We start from the raw sequence: 20,451 nt of genomic DNA, 5'->3' as shown, positions 1-20,451 counted from the left end.
TCGATGAAACCTCACGCCACGGCGATCAACCAACGCTTGTTGCGCGGTCAGACGCCCTCTTATGAACGATTGCAGGCGCGCCTGGCCGAAGACGGCAGCACGCTGGGCGCGGCGCCGATTGCGGTGCATTGCGGCTGGGGCCGGTTGCTGATCGGCCACACTTTTGCTGATGCGGCCAGCCTCGCCCAGGAGTTGCTCAACGAACAACCCGGTGAGCGCGACATTGCCCTGTATGTCGCCGCGCCCCAGCAAGTGCTGGGGCTGGAGCCGACCCAATTGTTCCTCGATCCGTCGGACACCTTGCGCCTGTGGTTCAGCGATTACCGTCAGGCCACCCGGGTGTTTCGCGGCTTTCGCATCCGTCGTGCCCAGAGTGACGCCGACTGGAACGCGATCAACCAGCTGTACCAGGCTCGCGGCATGCTGCCGATCGATGCCACGTTGCTGACTCCGCGACACTCCGGCGGCCCGGTGTACTGGCTGGCCGAGGACGAGGACAGCGGCGCGGTCATCGGCAGTGTCATGGGACTCAACCATCACAAGGCTTTTAATGATCCGGAGAACGGCAGCAGCCTGTGGTGCCTGGCGGTCGATCCGCATTGTTCTCGACCCGGCGTCGGTGAAGTGCTGGTGCGCCATTTGATCGAACACTTCATGAGTCGCGGGTTGAGTTATCTCGATTTGTCGGTATTGCATGACAATCGCCAGGCAAAAAATCTTTACGCCAAGCTCGGTTTTCGCAACCTCTCGACGTTCGCCATCAAGCGCAAGAACGGCATCAATCAGCCGCTGTTTCTCGGGCCCGGCCCAGAAGCCGAGTTCAATCCCTATGCGCGGATCATCGTCGAGGAAGCGTTGCGCCGGGGCATCGATGTACAGGTCGACGACGCCGACGCCGGGATGTTTACCCTGAGTCATGGCGGGCGCCGGGTGCGTTGTCGCGAGTCCCTCAGTGACCTGACCAGTGCTATCAGCATGAGCCTGTGCCAGGACAAAAGCCTGACCCACAAAGCACTCAAGGCCGCCGGGCTGAACCTGCCGTCGCAGCAACTGGCGGGCAATGCCGATGACAATCTGGCGTTTCTCGACGAGCACCAACGCGTCGTGGTCAAACCGCTGGACGGCGAACAAGGGCAAGGCGTGGCGGTGGATTTGCAAACCATCGAAGACGTCCAGCACGCCATCGAAGCTGCGCGCCAGTTCGACGGCCGGGTGTTGCTGGAAAGCTTCCACGAAGGCCTCGACCTGCGAATTCTGGTGATTGGTTTTGAAGTGGTCGCGGCTGCGATCCGTCGCCCTGCGGAAGTAGTCGGCGATGGTCAGCACTCGATTGGCGCATTGATCGAAGCCCAGAGCCGTCGTCGGCAGGCAGCCACCGGTGGCGAAAGCAAAATCCCGCTGGACCACGAAACCGAACGCACCTTGCAATCCGCCAATTACGACTACAGCAGCATTCTGCCGGCCGGCGAGCATCTGTTCGTACGGCGGACGGCGAATCTGCACACCGGCGGGATTCTCGAAGACGTCACCGCGATTCTCCATCCGACGCTGGTGGATGCCGCCGTGCGCGCGGCGCGGGCGCTGGACATTCCCGTGGTGGGACTCGACCTGATGGTGTCTGCCGCCGATCAACCGGAGTACGTATTTATCGAAGCCAATGAACGCGCCGGACTGGCCAACCATGAGCCACAGCCGACGGCTGAGCGGTTTGTGGATTTGTTGTTTCCGCATAGCCAGCCGGTTGTTTCCTAGTGATGTAGCGCCTGTCAGGCCGCCATCGCTGGCAAGCCAGCTCCTACAGGGGATCAGCGGTCCAATGTAGGAGCGAGCCTGCTCGCGATGGCGGCTGAACAGACGACAACGATCTCACTCATCGAAACCATCGATGCTCTTCACTCATCAGGAGTTTCCATGACCCGCCAATACCCAGAACCGGACCTGACTTACCTGCAAAAAGTCCTGCTGGAAATGCTCGCCATTCCCAGCCCTACCGGGTTCACCGACACCATCGTGCGTTACGTTGCCGAACGCCTCGAAGAACTGGGCATCCCCTTCGAAATGACCCGGCGTGGGACCATTCGCGCCACCCTCAAGGGCAAGAAGAACAGCCCGGATCGCGCCGTCTCCGCGCACCTCGACACCATCGGCGCCGCCGTGCGCGCGGTGAAAGATAACGGCCGACTGACCCTGGCGCCGGTGGGTTGCTGGTCCAGCCGTTTTGCCGAGGGCAGCCGCGTCAGCTTGTTCACCGACAACGGCGTGATCCGCGGCAGCGTGTTGCCATTGATGGCCTCCGGGCACGCGTTCAATACCGCCGTGGATGAAATGCCGATCAGTTGGGATCACGTTGAATTGCGTCTGGATGCCTACTGCGCAACTCGCGCCGATTGCGATTCCCTGGGGATCAGCGTCGGCGATTTCGTCGCCTTCGACCCGCTGCCGGAGTTCACCGAAAGCGGCCACATCAGCGCCCGTCACCTCGACGACAAGGCCGGTGTCGCGGCGCTGCTGGCAGCGTTGAAAGCCATCGTCGACAGCGGTGAAGAATTGCTGATCGACTGCCATCCGCTGTTCACCATCACCGAGGAAACCGGTAGCGGCGCGGCAGCGGCACTGCCTTGGGATGTCAGCGAATTCGTCGGCATCGACATCGCACCGGTCGCCCCCGGCCAACACTCCAGCGAGCACGCCGTCAGCATTGCCATGCAAGACTCAGGCGGGCCGTATGACTATCACTTATCGCGACACCTGCTGCGCCTGGCCAGTGAAAACGAGTTGCCGGTTCGTCGCGACCTGTTCCGTTATTACTTCAGCGACGCGCACTCGGCGGTCACCGCAGGTCATGACATCCGCACCGCCCTGCTCGCCTTCGGCTGCGACGCCACCCACGGCTACGAGCGTACCCACATCGACAGCCTCGCGGCCCTCAGTCGCCTGCTCGGCGCCTACATTCTCAGCCCTCCGGTATTCGCCAGCGATGCGCAACCGGCCAAAGGATCGCTGGACCGGTTCAGTCACCAGATCGAACACGAAACCCAGATGGAAAGCGATACGCGGGTGCCTTCGGTGGACAGCCTTGTAGGTCAGCGCAACGACAGCTGATCCTGAATTTTCATCGTCTGGTTTGACGCCATCGCGGGCAAGCCCGCTCCCACAGGTTACCCGTCGATCAGGGATTTTGTGATCGGCGCAAAATCTGTGGGAGCGGGCTTGCCTGCGATGGCGTCAGATCAAACGACATAGAACCCAAAGGCTAGCCGCAACCAACCATTCGCCGTAGCATCGCGCCATTGATTGATTCGAGGTGCCTATGCTCATCCCACACGACCAACTTGAAGTCGACACCCTGACCCGCCTGATCGAAGATTTCGTCACCCGTGACGGCACCGACAACGGTGATGACACGCCGCTGGAAACCCGTGTCCTGCGCGTGCGCCAGGCATTGACCAAGGGCCAGGCATTGATTGTCTTCGACCCGGAAAGCGAGCAATGCCAATTGATGCTCAAGCATGATGTGCCCAAGCATCTATTCGACTGATTTTTTCTGCCGGGCCAGTTTGCGCTGGATTCGCTCGTAGATCTCGGAGCGGTGCACATAGACGTTCTTCGGCGCTTCGACGCCAAAGCGCACGTTTCCTCCGTTGACGCCAACAACGCGGATTGAAATGTCGTCACCGATGGAGATCAATTCGCCCACAACGCGGCTGAGTACAAGCATGGCTTCTGTCCTTCAGGGATACCGGACCTTGAAGATGCCCGGCACACAACCGCCCTTCAAGACAGCAGCAACAATCCAGACCGGTCTGACAACCCAGAGGCATCACTGCTGACGGAAACGTCTGACAAGCCGGTCAAATGAAGGACCGATCCTTCAGGATGCGGAAAACCGCGGACCGAACAGGATGACGCTCGCCCCGATCACGCACAGGGCCACACCGATCCAGTCCGAACCCAGCGGTCGAATCCGCTCGACCACCGCCAGCCAGCCAATCGAGGCAATGATGTAGATGCCACCGTAGGCGGCATAGGCGCGACCGGCGTAGCTCGCTTCGACGCGAGTGAGCAACAGCGCAAACAAGGTCAGGCTGAGCAGTGCCGGCACCACCCAGCAGACGCTTTTGCCCTGGCGCAGCCACATCCAGAAGGCGAAGCAACCGGCGATTTCAAACAGCGCGGCGAGGAAAAACCACAAGTAGTTGAGCATGCAAACGTCTCGCGAGGATGGCCAGTTGCGGCCACCCTAACGACGGTGTTGCGTGTGGGCAAGGTCAGCCTGCGGTTTGTTTGGCCTTGGCGCGCATTTTGTCGGCCATCACGGTCATTTCGTTGTAGAGCAGTTGCGGGTTTTTCTGTTTCAGCGCCCAAGCCATGCGGCCCTGTTCGTGGGGCAGAATCATGAACTCGCCGGCAGCGACCTGCTGATAGATGTAGTCGGCGATGTCCGCTGCGCTGATTGGCGAACTCTCCAGCAACTTGCCGACCTGGGCTTTCATGGCCGGGGTCGGGCCGCGGAACGAGTCGAGCAGATTGGTCTGGAAGAACGACGGGCAAACCACGTGCACGCCCACTTCCTGTTGCGCCAGTTCGATCAGCAAGCTTTCCGACAACGCGACCACACCGGCCTTGGCCACGTTGTAGTTGCTCATGGCCGGGCCTTGCATCAGCGCGGCCATCGACGCGATGTTGATGATCTTGCCTTTGCTCTTTTCCAGCAGCGGCAGGAAGGCCTTGCAGCCCTTGACCACGCCCATCAGGTTGATTGCGATCTGCCAGTCCCAGTCTTCCAGGGACAGTTCGCTGAAGAAACCGCCCGACGCCACGCCCGCGTTATTGACGATGACATCAATACCGCCAAGTTTCACTTCGCACGCCTGGGCGAACGCCGTCAGTTGGCTGTAGTCGCGCACATCGCAGCGCTGGATAAAACCGTCGCCGCCGGCTTCGCGTACCAGTTTCAGGGTTTCCTGCAGGCCGGGTTCGCTGACGTCCGACAAAGCCAGTTGCCAGCCTTCACGCGCCCAGCGCAGCGCGATTTCGCGACCCAGGCCAGAGCCCGCACCAGTGATCATCATGCGATTTTGCATAGCAAACAGCCTTGTTGTTCCGGGGAAGATGCGTCGAGTGTAGCGAAGGATATTGCCCGACCCACGCTCCATCAGATTGCTGAATGGGACGAGCAAACCCTGGAAGCGTCGCCCATAACTAATGCCAGTCGAAACGAAATAACGCTTTGTTCGAAAAACATTAAAAAAACTTGGAATTTTCTTCCTTGCGCGGCAGTCGGAAGTTTTAAGCAGCTCGAATTAAATGCATTCCCGCTGACCGATAAAGACTGGGTCATTCCTGAATTCTTACAGCAAGGAAATAGACATGGGCACAATTCTTCTCATCATTTTGATCCTGTTACTGATCGGTGGTTTACCGGTCTTCCCGCACTCCAGAAGTTGGGGTTATGGCCCGTCCGGTATTATCGGCGTGGTGTTGGTGGTGATACTGATTTTGTTGTTACTCGGCAAAATATGAAGACCCGAGCGTAAAAAAGAGGCCCTTCGAGGGCCTCTTTTTTATTGCGTTGCTATTGGCTCGGTCTTGCCAGTTTTAGTCCGGCTTGCCATCGACCACACCGGCGGTGTTGTCGATCAGGCTCTTGGTCGCCGTTTGCAGGAACGATTCGAGCTTGGTTTTCAACTCGGCGGTGCGCGGTGCATCCGGAACGACCACGGCGCGAGGCGTAGCACCCAGTTCGTACTGGTACATCTTCGGCGCCATGTCCTTGTCCTTCGGCAATACCAGAATCTGGTCAGCCGTGATGATCGCCGTTGTCTGCTCGCTACCCGATGGCTTGATCACACCGAAACCGGTGTCACCTTCAGGCAAGTTGAGCAGATCGCGACCCCAGCACTGGTGGCGTACTTCACCACCGATCCGGCCCATGATGGTCGGAACGATGTCGACTTGAGTGCCGACGGTGTGGTCAAGCGTACCGAACTTCTCCTGAATGCCTGGAGCAATCATCAGCATCGGAACGTTGAAACGACCAAGGTCCATTTCGGTGATTTGACGCTCGTTGCCGAAGCCATGGTCGCCGACGATGACAAACAGGGTTTCCTTGAAGTACGGCTCCTTGCGAGCCTGTTCGAAGAACTGGCCCAGCGCCCAGTCCGAATAACGCATGGCGGTCAAGTGCTCGTTCAAGCTGCCGCGATCGGTCACGCGCTCGACCGGCAATGGGCTCGGCAAGGCGTACGGTGTGTGGTTGGACAGGGTTTGCAGCAAGGCATAGAACGGTTTCTTGTCCTTGCCGTCGCGGGCTTTCAACTCTTCCAGGCCACGGTTGAACATGTCCTGGTCGGACACGCCCCACGTGGGGTCGGAGAACACCGGATTAACGAAGTCGTTACGGCCGATGAAGTTGGTCATGCCCTGGTTGCTGAAGAAACCCGACTGGTTGTCCCAGGCGAAATCGCCGTTGTAGACGTATACGTCGTCGTAATCACGGGCGCTGAGCAACTGCGGCAGGCCAGACAGTTTGTGGCTGCCTTCCGGCGTCTGCATCAGGTATTCGAAACCCGGCAGGTTGGGGAAGCAGGCCATGGTCGCGAACATGCCCTGGTGGGTGTGGGTCCCGTTGGAGAAGAAGCGATCGAACAGCAGGCCTTCCTTCGACAGTTTGTCGAGGTACGGCGTGATGTTGCCCGGTGCGCCCAGAGCGCCCACCGAGTGACCGGCCATGCTTTCCATGAGGATCACAACGACATTCTTGATCGGCAGGGTCTTGTCCGCCGGCGGCATGTAGTCACGACGCACCGCGGCCGTTTCGCCATCGACCAGTTTGTCGTCCTTCATCACCAGCATGTCGCGCACGGTCTGTTGCGCCATCGGTTGTGGCAACGTGGCTTTCCAGATGTTGTCGCGGTCTTCGGACATCCGGCTCTTCGCCGCCGCCACCAGGGAAAGTGTGCCATTCAGGCCCAACTGGTTGGCGAAGTTGGAATCGGTGGTATAGACATCACCCCAACGCATTGGCGGGCCTTGACGCAAGGTGCCACGGGCGGCAACCACGCAGATCAGCAGGCAGACCACGAACACCGCGGCGCGCGTGTACCACGGGGCCACTTGGCGGGTGCTGATGCTGCCACCGCTGAACGGACCGCGAGGACGGGTAGCCCGGTCGGCGCCCTTGAATGCCAGGCTCAGGAGCCAGGTGCCCACCGCCCATGCCAGCAGGTAGCGAACCACCGGGAAACCGTACCAGAGCATGCTCATCACGGTTTTCGGATCTTCCTTCACATACTGGAACACCAGGCCGTTGAGGCGCTGGTGGAACTCGCGATAGAAGTCCATCTCCATGAGGCCGAGGAACAGCGCAATGCTCGAGGCAATGGTCAGCCAGAAACGGAAGAACCCGCGCGCCGCCATGGCCCGGACACTGAACAGCGCCAGAATCAGCGGGACGCTCAGGTAAACCACCAGGCGCAGGTCGAAACGCAGACCGTTGGCGAATGCCTCGATGAACGTCGAAGCTGGTGTATCGAGGATCATTTCACGGTTGTAGACCAGCAGCGCGACGCGCAGCACGGAAAACATCACCATCATGACCAGCGCACACAGCAGCGTGTAGGCCAGGTGCGATTTGACGGTCGGTTGCAGCAGGCGACTCGAAGCTCGCTGCTGAGTCAGGGCGTCCGGGATTGCCATGTCGTTTTAGGACCCATTGGAAGTTGAAGTTTCAAAAGTACAGCTGCGCCCTGCCCTCTGTTGGCCAGTACTTGGCCCCGGGGTTCGCGCGGTGCGCAAATGTTGCACGATCAACCGCAGCATTGCCATTGATAACTGTTCGTTGATGCAAGCGCGGGCGAATTGTCTTGGAGGCTTCGTGAAAATTTCGTGCAACGCATATCCGGAAACAAAATAAAGGCAAAAGATCGCAGCCTTCGGCAACTCCTACAGGGGCTGCGATCTTTTGATCTGCATTACTTCTCCGCGCGTTCTTTCAGGGCTTTCAACGTATTAAACGGGGCATCGACCACAAACTTGTTGGCAACCATCGATGGCACGCTGCCACCCGGCTCGGTATGTACCTGATAGGTCACTTCAACCTGATCGCCCTTGGGTACGAACTTCCAGAAACCGTCGACCTTGGCGACCCGGACAAAGCCTTTTTCTTCAGGAAGGTAATTCGGCACACCCTCGAGCTTGCGGGTCAGGCTGCCATCGGCGCCAACAGTCGTGGTGATGTGCACCACCGAATCACGCGGCGTGACCGGCCATGGCGTATTGAACTGGGTGTAAGTCCAGCTCTGGTCGCCTTCGCGCTTGAGCAACTTCTGGGACTTGCACTCGTGAATCCAGGCGCAGGTGCCGACCACGTCTTCCTGTAATGCGCGCAGCTTGGCCACGGTGGTCTTCATCAGGGTGACGCCCTGATAGGCCTTGTAGTCGGAGCCGGGCACTTCACTCAGGGAAATCTTGATGCCGTCTTCGTTCTTGGCGACTTTCCAGTCTTCGGCCTGGGCGACCGATGTAGCCAATACAGCCGTCAAACCACACAGCACAGCAATACGATGCAGCGAACCCATAATGTTATTCCTTATTGTTGAAGTTCCGTTCGTTGAAAACATCACGCGGCCGTCATTTGCTCCCACCAGCCAATCAACCTGATGGCCTCTTCACTGCTGGTGCCGCACACCTCGACGTCAGCCTCGAACGCCGAGCAAACTGCCGGGCGTTCCGGTTTGCCGAAAATCGAGCACAGGTTTTCGGCAGACAATTGCAGGCAACGTTCGCCGGCGGCTTTGCCGTTGGGCATGCCGGGAATCGGTGAACTGATGGAAGGGGCTATGCAACAGGCGCCACAGCCTTCACGGCATTTCATGACGACGAGCTCCTCGCGACGGGCGATGTATTAAAGGACGGGGCACAGAGTAACCGCTAAAACAGTTGTTTTAAATTACCGGACCTCGGGTTTTTACCTGCAAGCGTGCGTGACCGGGCAGTCTCCGACAAAGCGTCTGGCTCGCGGCTGGGGATTTACCGCTTGAACTCGAATTCCAGCTCCGCACCTTCAACTTCTCGGCGCTCTTCGTTGCGCAGTTGCAACTGCATTTCGTTGTTGATCAGCCTTCCGTTGAGCTGGAACTGGCTGCTTTTGTCACCGAACATCTGCGGCAACACCGGTTCGCGCTTGGGCAATGGCACTGTGCCGACCGGTTTCAGTTCTTCGACCATGTCTTTGGGCAGACTCAAATCCAGGTTGGCTGAGGGTATTGGGGTTTTCACCACCTCACTGGCCGGTTTTGACTTGGAGGCAATCGACGGACGCTTCTTCGCCACAGGGGCTTTCTGTTTTGCAGGTGCGGAGTTTTTGGCGGGAGCCGGTTTTTTCGAAGTTGCGTTTGCTGGCGGGTTTTCCTGAGCGGAAGCGGCCATCACGGATACCGGCTGAGCACTCAATAACAGGCAAATCATCAGCGAGGCGGCGGGAAAAATCGGTTTCATGGACCCAACGGCGCAAACAGCGCGAACGACAGAGGGGACATATGCTCGCCTGTTGTTGTCATCATGACAAGCACGGGCAGGAATAACCTGCCCGACCTGCTACAGACCGCCCGCCATTTCCTGGCAGAGCTGGGTGGCCAGCATGCCCAGGGTCATCAACGCACGCTCGGCTTCACGGTTCCACGGGATCCCGCAGTTCAGCCGGATACAGTGGTTGAATTGCTCGGTGTTACTGAAAATCAGCCCCGGCGCAATACTGATGCCTTGCTGCAATGCACGCACATGCAGCTCCTGGGTGTTGACCCGTCCAGGCAAACTCACCCACAAAATGAAACCGCCGGTAGGCCGAGTCATCTGGGTGCCTTCGGGGAAATACTGCTGCACCGCCAACTGGAAGGCGCTGAGGTTCTTGCGGTACTCCTGACGGATGTAGCGCAAATGTCGGTCGTAACCGCCGTTTTCCAGATAGGCGGCAATGCCCATTTGCGTAACGCTGCAGGCTGAATGGGTACTGAAGGTCTGCAAGCGCTGGATTTCCTGCTGATACTTGCCGGCAATCATCCAGCCGATCCGCACGCCCGGCGATAGAGTTTTGGAGAAACTCGAGCAATAGATCACCCGATCCAGCCGGTCATAAGCCTTGAGCGACTTGGTACGCCCCTGCTCGAACATCAGCTCACCGTAGATATCGTCCTCGACAATCTGGATATCGAAGTCCGACGCCAGGCGCAGCAATTGTTTCTGCCGCTCTTCGGGCATGGTGCCGCCCAATGGATTGCTCAGACGAGTGGTCAGTACCAGTGCCTTGATCGACCACTGGTTGGCGGCCAGCTGCAGGGCTTCGAGGCTCATGCCGGTGGACGGATCGCTGGGGATTTCGATGACCTTCAGACCCAAGAGATCGGCCAATTGCAGAAGGCCGTAGTAGGTCGGCGACTCGGCAGCGATCAGATCGCCCGGCCGGGTCAGAACCCGCAAGGACATCTGCAAGGCATCGACGCAGCCATGGGTAATCACCACTTCCGAGGGATCGACCACCACGCCGGCATCGCGCATGCGGATCGCCACTTGCCGACGCAACGGTTCAAAACCGGGGCTGAACATGTAGCTGAATGCACGCGGGCTATGGAAACGAGTGACTTTGGCCAACTGCTGATGAAGCGCCCGCACCGGCAGATAATCGACACTCGGCACCGCCGCGCCTAACGGGAACACGCCTTCGCGGCGGGACTCGACCAATACCTGCTGGATGATGCTGCTACGAGTGACCAGGCCCGGGCGCTCGACCCGGGCGATGTCCGGTGTCGGCGCGGTCAGGGCCGGTGTCTGGTGCACGTAGTAACCCGACTGCGGCCGGGCACGGATCAGCCCCTGATCCTCGAGGTTGGCGTACGCCTGCAAAACCGTCGCATGGCTGACATTGAGCTGCGAGCTCATCTTGCGCACCGAAGGCACGCGCTCCCCTGGTTGATAGACACCACGGCGGATGTCTTCGGCCAGTTGTTGAGCAATACGTTGGTAAAGCAAGAGATTGGTCATGACGCAGCACTCGATTTCACGGGCATTTTATTCTTGTGTGAAACAATACCGGAACAGTTTAGAAGTGTACTGGGACAGTTGCCACAATAGTCGACAGGACAGTGCAGTGTCAGCAAGAACTGTACTGTTTTGAGAGATATTTGGCAGGCGTAAAAAAACCCGGCGCTGCATCGCAGGCCGGGTTTGTTGAGAATCCACGTTGATGCCATCGTCAGCAAGCCGGCTCCTACGGAGTGCGTGGTTAGGTAGCGCCCACTATCGGGCGGCGCCCAACTGGCCTTTTTCGTCGGAGAACACAATTTCCACTCGACGGTTCTGGGCGCGGCCACGCTCGGAGGCGTTCGCGTCCACAGGGTATTCATCGCCGTAGCCTTCAACCTGGATGCGTTTGTCGTCGATGCCCAGGTCCATCAAGACGTCAGCCACCGATTGCGCACGGTCGCGCGACAGCTTGAGGTTGTCCTGCTTACCGCCGGTGCTGTCGGTGTAGCCTTCGATCCGCACCACGCGCTTGGGGTTGAGCTGGAGGAATTGCACGATTTTCAGCACCACGCGATTGGCCGAGTTTTTCAACTCCGCTTCACCGGTATCGAACAGCACATCGCCGAGGGTCATGACCAAACCACGGTCAGTCTGGGTGGTGGCCAGCGCAACAATCTGCTCTTCGAGCAACTTGCCTTGCTGTTGCACGCTGAACAGTTTGGATTCACGCAAAGCTAGTTGCAGGCGTTGACGCTCCAGTTCGAGCTTCGCGGCGCGCTCTTCGTTGAGCGCCAGATTGGTGTGCTCGCGGGCGATTTCGCTGTAGCGCTGGCTCAAATAGGCGTATTGCACCACGTCCGAGCCACTGCCCCAATAGCTGGACAACCGATCGGCCCGGGCCAGGGACTCACCGGCTCGAATCACGTCCTTGGGCGCGATCCGCAATACGTTGGAGTCTTCCTTGACCTTCTGGAAGTCAGCACTCGCCTGTTGCAGAGCCGCTTCACTGTGCTGACCAGCGCAGCCATAAAGGCTCGCGCAACCGACCAGGATCAAACCGCCGAGGGCTTTGGTCTTGAGGCTCATTGGGCATCTCCCAGTTGCTTGCGCAGACGGGTGATGCGGGTATTGAGCATGTTCAACTGCTCTTCGCTCTTGAGGGTCAGAACCTTGGCCTCAGCCAGACGCGCATCCAGTTCGGCCTGTTCAGCCCGCATGCGCGCATTCCTGAAGGATTGGTCGGCCATGCTGCCCTTGGCACGGTTGAACTTGTCTTCGGCCAGTTTCATTTCCGGCACTTCGTCAGCGGTGGCGCCAACGGCCTTGGCTTGTTCGAGTGCCTGTTCGGTCAGGCGCATTTGTTCATTCGGCGCCGGATCGGCTGCACAACCCGCCAGAGCCAGAACGGCCAGGGCAGCGAAAAGAGGTCGAATACTCACTAAAAATCCCTACTGTTTTGGGGTACTGACAGGTTGCTTCTGCTGCGCGTTCCAACGCTCGATATTGCGTTGCAGTACAGCCTCCGTCAGTCCGGACGCGGGCAATTCTGTCATCTTTTTGGCCAACTGTCCGCGCAACCACGGATCGTTGCAGGCGGAGTTGTGGGAAACCGCCAGAAATAGTCCCGGTTGGTCAACCGGTTGAGCGCGGGCGATCAGATCCTTGGCCATGCCCAGTGTCTGCGCCATCGCCATGCCGGAGTAACGACCGGCCAGGACAAATTCCACCTCGCCCAAGAGCAATTTCTGAAAGGCCTGGGTAAGGTTTGGCGTGCGTGTGAGGGTCAATTGCTGTTCAGCGAAAGTGCCGAATTCCGGAGTCAATCGAGACTTTTCCGACAAAGCGCCGGAGTGACCGTGCAGGTCCTGTAGCTGGTTGTAGACCAGTGAAGAATCCTTGCGGGTCCAGACCAGGTAATCATTTTCCAGCAGTGGCGGATGAATGTAGTCCAGGGATTCGAGCTCAGCGACCGTCAGTGGCGCATCGGCCAACATGTCCATGCGTCCGCTACGCACTTCGTCCAGCGCCTGGGAGCGTTTGCCGGAGTAGAGCATTTCCACCTTGATGCCCAACTGCCCCGCTACCTGCTGCAACAAATCGGCACTGGCGCCAATCAGGTGCTTGGGGTCTTGCGGGTCTTGCCACAGGTACGGTGGCGCATCCGGGCTGCCGGTTACCACCAGGCGTTCGCACTTGCCCGCGGCGATCGACAGTGTCGAAAACACCGTCAGGCCCAGCAGCATTGACCAACCGAACACTCGCTGCACATCCATAGCAATACACTCCACTCAAGCCCCGTTATATCCCCTGTAGGAAAGGCAAAAAAAAACCCGACCATACGGTCGGGCTCTTTATAAGTGAAGCAGCAGGTTTAGACCAGCTTCTCCAGCTCAGGGATGGCTTCGAACAGGTCCGCCACCAGGCCGTAATCGGCCACCTGGAAGATCGGCGCTTCTTCGTCCTTGTTGATCGCAACGATCACTTTGGAGTCTTTCATGCCGGCCAGGTGCTGGATCGCGCCGGAGATACCGACGGCGATGTACAGCTGTGGAGCAACGATCTTGCCGGTCTGACCGACCTGCATGTCGTTCGGAACGAAACCTGCGTCGACCGCGGCGCGCGAAGCACCAACGGCAGCGCCCAGCTTGTCAGCCAGGGCGTACAGGTGTTTGAAGTTGTCGCCGTTCTGCATGCCGCGGCCGCCGGAAACGACGATCTTGGCAGCGGTCAGTTCCGGACGATCGGACTTGGCCAGTTCTTCGCCGACGAAGCTGGAGATGCCAGCGTCGTGAGCAGCGGCAACGGCTTCAACAGCGGCCGAACCACCTTCAGCGGCAACCGGGTCGAAACCGGTGGCACGCACGGTGATCACTTTCACTGCGGCGTTCGATTGCACGGTAGCGATGGCGTTACCCGCGTAGATCGGACGCTTGAAGGTGTCAGCGCTTTCTACCGAGATGATCTCGGAGATCTGGTCAACGTCCAGTGCAGCGGCAACGCGCGGCAGGATGTTTTTGCCGTTGGAAGTGGCGGCAGCCAGGATGTGGCTGTAGCCCTTGCCCAATTCAGCGACCAGAGGAGCAACGTTTTCCGGCAGCTGGTGTGCGTAAGCGGCATTGTCAGCGTTCAGGACTTTGCTCACGCCAGCAATTTTCGCAGCGGCTTCAGCCACGGCGCCAGCGCCTTGGCCTGCAACCAGAACGTGGATGTCACCACCGATTTTAGCGGCGGCAGCGACGGTGTTCAGCGTGGCCGGGGCCAGCACTTTGTTGTCGTGTTCAGCAATAACCAAGATAGTCATTTAGATTACCTTCGCTTCGTTTTTCAGTTTCTCGACCAGTTCAGCCACCGACTTGACCTTGATACCCGCGCTGCGTGCAGCAGGCGCTTCGACTTTCACGGTTTTGTTGGTGGAGGCGGTGGAAACGCCCAAAGCGTCCGGAGTCAGCACTTCGAGAGGCTTCTTCTTGGCTTTCATGATGTTTGGCAGAGACGCGTAGCGCGGCTCGTTCAAACGCAGGTCGGTGGTGACGATGGCCGGCAGCTTCAGGGAAACTGTCTGCGCGCCGCCGTCGATTTCGCGAGTCACAGCAACGCTGTCGCCGCTGATTTCGACTTTCGAAGCGAACGTGCCCTGACCATAACCGCTCAATGCAGCGAGCATCTGGCCAGTCTGGTTGTTGTCGCTGTCGATGGCTTGTTTGCCAAGGATCACCAGCTGAGGCTGTTCCTTGTCGACAACAGCTTTCAACAGTTTGGCCACGGCCAGGGAAGTCAGATCTTCGGCGGATTCGACGAGGATGGCGCGGTCGGCACCCAGAGCCAGCGCGGTGCGCAGTTGCTCTTGAGCGGTGGACGGGCCCACGGAGACGACGACGATTTCAGTCGCAACGCCTTTCTCTTTCAGGCGTACGGCTTCTTCCACTGCGATCTCGCAGAACGGGTTCATCGACATCTTGACGTTGGCAAGATCGACGCCGGAATTGTCCGCCTTGACGCGGACCTTGACGTTGTAATCCACAACGCGTTTGACAGCTACAAGAACCTTCATGGATTCCTCGTTACTCTCCGGTGAAAAGAAAGTCGCCTAGGCGAACCTGGCGGTTGATGCTCATCGGGCGCAAGGGCACCTCTAAAAACGCCGGCATTCGTGTCAAGTGATCATCGCTCATGATGTTGATGACCGTTCGTCAGTCGTGACTAACAAGTCATTCAATATCGCGACGTGTAAACTTCGCGCCAAACCTGCGCGGTACATCACCTGCCACTGCCATCGCCCTGTCTTTAGAGGTGCTCTTGAAACCTATAGTCAGCCTACGGCGAGCGCAAAACCGCCCGTATCTTGACCGGAACACCTATTCCGGTCAATACGCCAAAATGGCCGTTCATAAGCCGGGTGACTTTGATTTCTCTGGCTTTGAGCAGTTTCAAACAAACGTTTGTATTGGACGCTGAGAGTGGTGTAGATATAATGCGCCACCCAAAGAGAAAGGTGGTTAATCGATTGTCCTCTCCCGACGTTGTGCCGGGATTCAAGGATGCGACACCCAACCTCCAAAATTAGAAAAAAACTGTTGAGCCTTGAGTAGGAGATAGCCTGTGGAACGCGAATACATGGAATTCGACGTGGTCATCGTCGGTGCCGGCCCCGCTGGCCTTTCCGCCGCCTGCCGATTGAAGCAGAAGGCTGCTGAAGCCGGTAAGGAAATCAGCGTCTGCGTGGTCGAAAAAGGCTCCGAGGTCGGTGCTCACATCCTGTCCGGTGCCGTGTTCGAACCACGGGCCTTGAACGAACTGTTCCCGGATTGGAAAGAACTCGGCGCACCGCTGAACACGCCAGTCACGCGCGATGACATTTTCGTGTTGAAAAACGCCGAAAGCGCGCAAAAAATTCCTGACTTCTTTGTGCCCAAGACCATGCACAACGAAGGCAACTACATCATCTCCCTGGGCAACCTGTGCCGCTGGCTGGCCCAGCAGGCCGAGAACCTGGGCGTGGAAATCTACCCGGGCTTCGCCGCTCAGGAAGCGCTGTTCGACGAAAACGGCATCGTTCGCGGGATCATCACCGGCGATCTGGGCGTTGACCGCGAAGGTCAGCCGAAAGAAGGCCTGTACACCCCGGGCATGGAACTGCGCGGCAAGTACACGCTGTTCGCCGAGGGTTGCCGTGGCCACATCGGCAAGCAGCTGATCAAGCGCTTCAACCTGGACACTGACGCTGATACCCAGCACTACGGCATCGGCCTGAAAGAAATCTGGGAAGTCGACCCGGCCAAGCACCAGCCAGGCCTGGTAGTCCACACCGCCGGTTGGCCGATGGACATCATGGGCACCGAGAACACCGGTGGCTCGTTCCTCTATCACCTGGAAAACAATCAGGTTGTAGTGGGCCTTATCGTCGATCTTTCCTACAGCAACACCTACCTGTCGCCGTTCGACGAGTTCCAGCGCCTGAAACACCACCCGGTACTCAAGCAGTACCTGGAAGGCGGCAAGCGCATCAGCTACGGCGCCCGCGCCATCTGCAAGGGCGGCCTGAACTCGCTGCCGAAAATGGTCTTCAAGGGCGGCGCGCTGATCGGTTGCGACCTCGGCACCCTGAACTTCGCCAAGATCAAGGGCAGTCATACCGCGATGAAGTCCGGCATGCTCGCAGCTGAATCGGTGGCTGACGCGCTGTTCGCCGACAAGGATGGCACGGAAGAGCTGACCTCTTATGTCGACGCCTTCAAGAACAGCTGGCTCCACGAAGAACTGTTCGCCAGCCGCAACTTCGGCCCGGCGATCCACAAGTTCGGCGCGATCGTTGGTGGTGGTTTCAACTGGCTCGACCAGAACATCTTCGGCGGCAAACTGCCGTTCACTCTGCACGACACCAAGCCGGATTACGCTTGCCTGAAACTGGCGGCCGACTGCAAGAAGATCGACTACCCGAAACCGGACGGCAAGATCAGCTTCGACAAACTCAGCTCAGTGTTCATCTCTGGTACTAACCATGAAGAAGAGCAGCCGTGCCACCTGAAGCTGACCGACCCGAGCATCCCGATCAGCAAGAACTTGCCGCTGTACGATGAGCCTGCCCAGCGTTACTGCCCGGCAGGCGTATATGAAGTGATCACCAAGGAAGACGGCGAGAAGCGCTTCCAGATCAACGCCCAGAACTGCGTTCACTGCAAGACCTGCGACATCAAGGACCCTGCACAGAACATCACCTGGGTGACGCCGGAAGGCGCTGGCGGCCCGACTTACCCGAACATGTAAGCCGAACCGCACACATCAAGGCTCCCGAATGGGGGCCTTTTTGTTGCCCGGGATTCAGAGCATCACACACCACCCCTGTAGGAGCGAGCCTGCTCGCGATGGACGTTAACGATGGCGCGGGGATCCTGGATTCAAGCGGTGCATTTGAGACCATCGCGAGCAGGCTCGCTCCTACAGGGGGTTATCAATAACTCAAGCCGCGCGTTCTTCTCCGGGATTACGCTCGAAGTAGCGCTTGTACTCGCGACTGAATTGCGACGTGCTTTGATACCCCACCCGATGCGCCACCTGCGCCACGCCCATGCCCTCCCCCACCAACAACTGCTGCGCCCTGAGCAAACGCAAACGCTTCAGATACTGCACCGGCGACAGCAACGTACTGCGCTTGAAATGCTCGTGGAAGGTCGACGCACTCATGTTCGCGCAACCGGCCAGGGTCTCGACATTCAAGGGTTCGGTGTAATGCGCATGCAGATGGCTAAGCGATGCCGCGATCCGGGCGAATTGACCCTGCTGCTCAACCAGTGCCCGCAACACATCGGCCTGGGGCCCGCGCAAGGCGACGAACAACAATTCACGCAATCGCGCTTGCCCCATGATCTGGCATTCCAGCGGATCGTGCAGGCAACGCAGCAGCCGTTCGACACAACCACGCATGGCATCGTCGAGCACAGCCGAGGTCATGGACTCCGGCGTTTGTGCCGGAATATGCCGTCCCGGCGCCAACCCCATCGCCATCACCAACTCGCCCAGCATCACCCGGTCGATAGCCACGGAAACACCCAACATCGGCCCGTCCGGTGCGGCAAAAGTTTCACACTCGAACGGCACAGGCAGTGCCTGAATCAGATAGTGCCCGGCGCCATATTCGAGGGTGCGTGGCCCGAGATACGCCAGTTTGCTGCCTTGGGCGATGATCACCAGGCTCGGCTCATAAATCTGTGGTCCACGGGCCACATCACAACTGGCACGTAAAACCTGTACGCCCGGCAATGCAGTCGGGACGAAACCGTCGCGGGTCGACAAAGGCTCGATCAGCGATACCAGCATGGCATTGGCATCAAGGTGACGGGTCAACAGCATCGGCGTTCTTCACAAAAAAAGTTACGGAAAAAGGGACGAAAGCATCATCGCAGATCCGCCGGCCAATACGACGACTGACACCTGCATGCCGGAGGATTAGGCATGACACCCGGAGGAATCGCCATGGCCGGTACAGGGTCCGACGCCCAGAATGCGCCGCCTCACCTGTTAACGCTTTTGCGAGGTTCACCATGTACACCGCCATCGGATACGCCGCCCAGTCGGCCACCACTCCCCTCGCCCCCGTGAAATTTGAACGTCGCAGTCCACGGCCCGACGACGTGGCCATCGATATTCTCTACTGCGGCGTCTGCCATTCCGACATCCATCAGGCCCGTAACGAGTGGGGCATCGCCGTCTATCCGCTGATGCCCGGCCACGAAATCGTCGGAAAAGTTACCGCCGTGGGTGCGAATGTCACCCAGCACAAAGTCGGCGATCTGGTTGGCGTCGGCTGCATGGTCGATTCCTGCCGTAGCTGCGAAGCCTGCCAGGCCAACCTCGAGCAATACTGCCTCGAAGGCCCGACCATGACCTACGCCACCCCGGACCGCGTGGATGGCAGCAACACCATGGGCGGCTACTCCGACAGCATCGTGGTTAGCGAACACTTTGTGGTGCGCATCCCCGAGAAACTCGACCTGGCCAGCGCTGCGCCGATCCTTTGCGCCGGCATCACCACCTATTCGCCGCTCAAGCATTACGGGGTCAAGGCGGGCGACAAGGTCGGGATTCTCGGCATGGGTGGCCTCGGCCACATGGGCATCAAGTTCGCCAAGGCGATGGGCGCCGAAGTGACCTTGTTCACCCGATCGGCGAGCAAGGCTGAAGAAGGTCGTCGTCAGGGTGCGGACCACGTCATCGTGTCCACCGATGCCGAACAGATGAAAGCCGCTGCCGGGCATTTCGACTTTCTGCTCGACACCATTCCGGTGCAGCACGACCTCAATCCGTACCTCGATACGCTGCGCTTCGACGGCGTGCACATTCTGGTGGGTTTGATCGAGCCGGTGGACCCGCCAGTGCATGCCGGCAAACTGGTGATGAGCCGCCGCGTACTCGCCGGTTCGTTGATCGGTGGCATCGCCGAAACCCAGGAAGTGCTGGATTTCTGCGCCGAGCACAACATCACCTGCGACATCGAAATGCTCGACATCCGACAGATCAACGAAGCTTACGCGCGCATGATTGCTGGTGACGTGAAGTATCGCTTCGTCATCGACATGGCCACGCTCAAGCTCTAAACCTTAGCCCCGAGTTCCGCCGAGAGCCGAGCCGTGACTCCTTTGATCAGGGGAATCAGCTCGGCCATTTTTTCCAGCGGCATGTACGGCACGGTGCTGGCGATGCTGATGCCAGCGACGATGCGTTTGCTGGCATCACGGATCGGCGCCGCCACGCAGCGGATCGACGGTTCGTTGTCTTCCAGGTCGAAGGCATAACCTCCGGCCACGTACTCAATCATGCGCTGTTGGAATTGCTCCCAGGACTGCTCCGGGTGCTGCGGCCAAAACAGATTTTTCCCACCCGCCGGCAGGCTGACTTCGTACAGCCGTTGCCATTCTTGCGGCGTGTCATCGAGCATCAGCGCCTTGCCGATCCCGGTGCGCGCCAACGGCATGCGATGGCCGACCCGCGAACGCATTTCCGGGCCATTGCGCCCCGGATTCTTGTGCAGGTACAGCACCTCGTCGCCTTCACGGATCGCCAGATGAATGGTGTCGCCGGTCAATGCCGACAACTCATCCAGGTACGGCCCGGCCAGGGTCACCAACGGCAATTCCTCGCGCGCCTGGAATCCCAGCTCGATCAGCTTCGGCCCCAACAGATAACCGACTTGCGGCACCACCCGCAGATAACGCTCGTCCACCAGGCAACTGGCCAGGCGATGGGTGGTGCTGCGCGTGGTGCCGATCAACCGGGCGATTTCCTTGAGATCGCGGGCACCGCTGGCCACAGCCTGAACCACACCCAAACCGCGAAGCAGAGTCTGAGTACCGGTCGGTGCGGCGTCCTTGGCGTTTTTTGGGGCATCTTCCTGCATATCCAGCCTTTACCGTTGAGCGAGTGAACGGGCGGCATTAT

General features: G+C 58.9%; 21 protein-coding genes. 6 read left to right on the top strand and 15 right to left on the bottom strand.

Annotated features, from left to right (window positions below):
• Window positions 1-3 precede the first annotated feature (3 nt).
• The 3 genes from ngg to KGB21_RS22760 all read left to right on the top strand — a co-directional run bounded on the left by ngg (window position 4) and on the right by KGB21_RS22760 (window position 3,538).
• On the top strand, window positions 4-1,752 hold the full coding sequence (ngg, locus tag KGB21_RS22770) for an N-acetylglutaminylglutamine synthetase (protein ID WP_223506795.1): 1,749 nt from the start codon (window positions 4-6) through the stop codon (window positions 1,750-1,752).
• A gap of 159 nt (window positions 1,753-1,911) precedes the next feature.
• On the top strand, window positions 1,912-3,102 hold the full coding sequence (locus KGB21_RS22765; RefSeq protein ID WP_223506794.1) for an osmoprotectant NAGGN system M42 family peptidase: 1,191 nt from the start codon (window positions 1,912-1,914) through the stop codon (window positions 3,100-3,102).
• A 208-nt stretch (window positions 3,103-3,310) separates the two neighbouring features.
• Window positions 3,311-3,538: a YheU family protein gene (locus tag KGB21_RS22760; protein WP_003199186.1), complete on the top strand. Its 228-nt coding sequence runs from the start codon at window positions 3,311-3,313 to the stop codon at window positions 3,536-3,538.
• Here KGB21_RS22760 and csrA read toward each other — a convergent pair.
• The 3 genes from csrA to KGB21_RS22745 form a co-directional block, all read right to left on the bottom strand.
• A complete protein-coding gene (gene csrA / locus KGB21_RS22755) occupies window positions 3,527-3,718 on the bottom strand; it encodes a carbon storage regulator CsrA (protein ID WP_034151046.1) in 192 nt (63 codons plus the stop codon). The two genes, KGB21_RS22760 and csrA, sit on opposite strands and share 12 nt — an antisense overlap.
• A gap of 153 nt (window positions 3,719-3,871) precedes the next feature.
• The gene (locus KGB21_RS22750) at window positions 3,872-4,204 is read right to left on the bottom strand and encodes a YnfA family protein (RefSeq protein WP_223506793.1); all 333 of its coding nucleotides are present in this window, start codon (window positions 4,202-4,204) and stop codon (window positions 3,872-3,874) included.
• A gap of 64 nt (window positions 4,205-4,268) precedes the next feature.
• Window positions 4,269-5,084 (bottom strand): SDR family oxidoreductase, encoded by an 816-nt coding sequence (locus tag KGB21_RS22745; RefSeq protein WP_223506792.1) that lies wholly within the window; start codon window positions 5,082-5,084, stop codon window positions 4,269-4,271.
• 280 nt (window positions 5,085-5,364) lie between these two features.
• Between KGB21_RS22745 and KGB21_RS22740 the strand changes: the two genes are divergently transcribed.
• Window positions 5,365-5,523, top strand: a complete 159-nt coding sequence (locus tag KGB21_RS22740) for a DUF3309 family protein (RefSeq protein ID WP_170948722.1) — start codon at window positions 5,365-5,367, stop codon at window positions 5,521-5,523.
• A 75-nt stretch (window positions 5,524-5,598) separates the two neighbouring features.
• On the opposite strand, the gene KGB21_RS22735 is transcribed toward KGB21_RS22740, so the two are convergent.
• The 10 genes from KGB21_RS22735 to KGB21_RS22690 form a co-directional block, all read right to left on the bottom strand.
• Window positions 5,599-7,698 carry an LTA synthase family protein gene (locus tag KGB21_RS22735; RefSeq protein WP_223506791.1) on the bottom strand — a complete coding sequence of 700 codons (2,100 nt, stop codon included), beginning with the start codon at window positions 7,696-7,698 and terminating at the stop codon, window positions 5,599-5,601.
• 275 nt (window positions 7,699-7,973) lie between these two features.
• A complete protein-coding gene (locus KGB21_RS22730) occupies window positions 7,974-8,579 on the bottom strand; it encodes an START domain-containing protein (RefSeq protein ID WP_223506790.1) in 606 nt (201 codons plus the stop codon).
• Between the two features lie 41 nt (window positions 8,580-8,620).
• Window positions 8,621-8,875, bottom strand: a complete 255-nt coding sequence (locus KGB21_RS22725; protein ID WP_034151051.1) for a YkgJ family cysteine cluster protein — start codon at window positions 8,873-8,875, stop codon at window positions 8,621-8,623.
• Window positions 8,876-9,030: 155 nt separating this feature from the next.
• On the bottom strand, window positions 9,031-9,498 hold the full coding sequence (locus KGB21_RS22720; protein WP_223506789.1) for a translation initiation factor 2: 468 nt from the start codon (window positions 9,496-9,498) through the stop codon (window positions 9,031-9,033).
• Between the two features lie 99 nt (window positions 9,499-9,597).
• On the bottom strand, window positions 9,598-11,037 hold the full coding sequence (locus KGB21_RS22715) for a PLP-dependent aminotransferase family protein (RefSeq protein WP_034151053.1): 1,440 nt from the start codon (window positions 11,035-11,037) through the stop codon (window positions 9,598-9,600).
• A gap of 255 nt (window positions 11,038-11,292) precedes the next feature.
• Window positions 11,293-12,105 carry an OmpA family protein gene (locus tag KGB21_RS22710; RefSeq protein ID WP_223506788.1) on the bottom strand — a complete coding sequence of 271 codons (813 nt, stop codon included), beginning with the start codon at window positions 12,103-12,105 and terminating at the stop codon, window positions 11,293-11,295.
• On the bottom strand, window positions 12,102-12,458 hold the full coding sequence (locus tag KGB21_RS22705) for a DUF4398 domain-containing protein (RefSeq protein WP_223506787.1): 357 nt from the start codon (window positions 12,456-12,458) through the stop codon (window positions 12,102-12,104). Before KGB21_RS22705 ends, KGB21_RS22710 begins: the two co-directional genes overlap by 4 nt.
• A gap of 9 nt (window positions 12,459-12,467) precedes the next feature.
• Window positions 12,468-13,292 carry a substrate-binding periplasmic protein gene (locus KGB21_RS22700; RefSeq protein ID WP_223506786.1) on the bottom strand — a complete coding sequence of 275 codons (825 nt, stop codon included), beginning with the start codon at window positions 13,290-13,292 and terminating at the stop codon, window positions 12,468-12,470.
• Between the two features lie 98 nt (window positions 13,293-13,390).
• Window positions 13,391-14,320, bottom strand: coding sequence for an electron transfer flavoprotein subunit alpha/FixB family protein (locus tag KGB21_RS22695; protein WP_116579999.1), 930 nt, complete (start codon window positions 14,318-14,320; stop codon window positions 13,391-13,393).
• Complete coding sequence (locus KGB21_RS22690) at window positions 14,321-15,070, bottom strand: electron transfer flavoprotein subunit beta/FixA family protein (protein ID WP_007987229.1); 750 nt, start codon at window positions 15,068-15,070, stop codon at window positions 14,321-14,323.
• A 548-nt stretch (window positions 15,071-15,618) separates the two neighbouring features.
• Between KGB21_RS22690 and KGB21_RS22685 the strand changes: the two genes are divergently transcribed.
• Window positions 15,619-17,283 (top strand): electron transfer flavoprotein-ubiquinone oxidoreductase, encoded by a 1,665-nt coding sequence (locus KGB21_RS22685; RefSeq protein ID WP_223506785.1) that lies wholly within the window; start codon window positions 15,619-15,621, stop codon window positions 17,281-17,283.
• Between the two features lie 192 nt (window positions 17,284-17,475).
• On the opposite strand, the gene KGB21_RS22680 is transcribed toward KGB21_RS22685, so the two are convergent.
• Window positions 17,476-18,366 (bottom strand): AraC family transcriptional regulator, encoded by an 891-nt coding sequence (locus tag KGB21_RS22680; protein WP_034151060.1) that lies wholly within the window; start codon window positions 18,364-18,366, stop codon window positions 17,476-17,478.
• Between the two features lie 191 nt (window positions 18,367-18,557).
• Here KGB21_RS22680 and KGB21_RS22675 point away from each other — a divergent pair, with 191 nt between their 5' ends.
• Complete coding sequence (locus KGB21_RS22675; RefSeq protein WP_223506784.1) at window positions 18,558-19,610, top strand: NAD(P)-dependent alcohol dehydrogenase; 1,053 nt, start codon at window positions 18,558-18,560, stop codon at window positions 19,608-19,610.
• On the opposite strand, the gene KGB21_RS22670 is transcribed toward KGB21_RS22675, so the two are convergent.
• Window positions 19,607-20,410, bottom strand: a complete 804-nt coding sequence (locus KGB21_RS22670; protein ID WP_034151062.1) for an IclR family transcriptional regulator — start codon at window positions 20,408-20,410, stop codon at window positions 19,607-19,609. The two genes, KGB21_RS22675 and KGB21_RS22670, sit on opposite strands and share 4 nt — an antisense overlap.
• Between the last annotated feature and the right edge of the window lie 41 nt (window positions 20,411-20,451).

Source organism: Pseudomonas sp. GL-RE-29 (assembly GCF_019947275.1).
In the GTDB taxonomy this organism is placed as follows: domain Bacteria; phylum Pseudomonadota; class Gammaproteobacteria; order Pseudomonadales; family Pseudomonadaceae; genus Aquipseudomonas; species Aquipseudomonas fluorescens_A.
The sequence above is the reverse complement of the archived record's forward strand: the minus strand, read 5'-3'. Positions and strand labels throughout refer to the sequence as shown.

Excerpts from the sequence above, each read along its gene's own strand:
- ngg (WP_223506795.1), top strand. The coding sequence starts at position 4 with ATGAAACCTCACGCCACGGCGATCAACCAACGCTTGTTGCGCGGTCAG.
- KGB21_RS22765 (WP_223506794.1), top strand. The coding sequence starts at position 1,912 with ATGACCCGCCAATACCCAGAACCGGACCTGACTTACCTGCAAAAAGTC.
- KGB21_RS22760 (WP_003199186.1), top strand. The coding sequence starts at position 3,311 with ATGCTCATCCCACACGACCAACTTGAAGTCGACACCCTGACCCGCCTG.
- csrA (WP_034151046.1), bottom strand. The coding sequence starts at position 3,718 with ATGCTTGTACTCAGCCGCGTTGTGGGCGAATTGATCTCCATCGGTGAC.
- KGB21_RS22750 (WP_223506793.1), bottom strand. The coding sequence starts at position 4,204 with ATGCTCAACTACTTGTGGTTTTTCCTCGCCGCGCTGTTTGAAATCGCC.
- KGB21_RS22745 (WP_223506792.1), bottom strand. The coding sequence starts at position 5,084 with ATGCAAAATCGCATGATGATCACTGGTGCGGGCTCTGGCCTGGGTCGC.
- KGB21_RS22735 (WP_223506791.1), bottom strand. The coding sequence starts at position 7,698 with ATGGCAATCCCGGACGCCCTGACTCAGCAGCGAGCTTCGAGTCGCCTG.
- KGB21_RS22730 (WP_223506790.1), bottom strand. The coding sequence starts at position 8,579 with ATGGGTTCGCTGCATCGTATTGCTGTGCTGTGTGGTTTGACGGCTGTA.
- KGB21_RS22725 (WP_034151051.1), bottom strand. The coding sequence starts at position 8,875 with ATGAAATGCCGTGAAGGCTGTGGCGCCTGTTGCATAGCCCCTTCCATC.
- KGB21_RS22720 (WP_223506789.1), bottom strand. The coding sequence starts at position 9,498 with ATGAAACCGATTTTTCCCGCCGCCTCGCTGATGATTTGCCTGTTATTG.
- KGB21_RS22715 (WP_034151053.1), bottom strand. The coding sequence starts at position 11,037 with ATGACCAATCTCTTGCTTTACCAACGTATTGCTCAACAACTGGCCGAA.
- KGB21_RS22710 (WP_223506788.1), bottom strand. The coding sequence starts at position 12,105 with ATGAGCCTCAAGACCAAAGCCCTCGGCGGTTTGATCCTGGTCGGTTGC.
- KGB21_RS22700 (WP_223506786.1), bottom strand. The coding sequence starts at position 13,292 with ATGGATGTGCAGCGAGTGTTCGGTTGGTCAATGCTGCTGGGCCTGACG.
- KGB21_RS22695 (WP_116579999.1), bottom strand. The coding sequence starts at position 14,320 with ATGACTATCTTGGTTATTGCTGAACACGACAACAAAGTGCTGGCCCCG.
- KGB21_RS22690 (WP_007987229.1), bottom strand. The coding sequence starts at position 15,070 with ATGAAGGTTCTTGTAGCTGTCAAACGCGTTGTGGATTACAACGTCAAG.
- KGB21_RS22680 (WP_034151060.1), bottom strand. The coding sequence starts at position 18,366 with ATGCTGTTGACCCGTCACCTTGATGCCAATGCCATGCTGGTATCGCTG.
- KGB21_RS22675 (WP_223506784.1), top strand. The coding sequence starts at position 18,558 with ATGTACACCGCCATCGGATACGCCGCCCAGTCGGCCACCACTCCCCTC.
- KGB21_RS22670 (WP_034151062.1), bottom strand. The coding sequence starts at position 20,410 with ATGCAGGAAGATGCCCCAAAAAACGCCAAGGACGCCGCACCGACCGGT.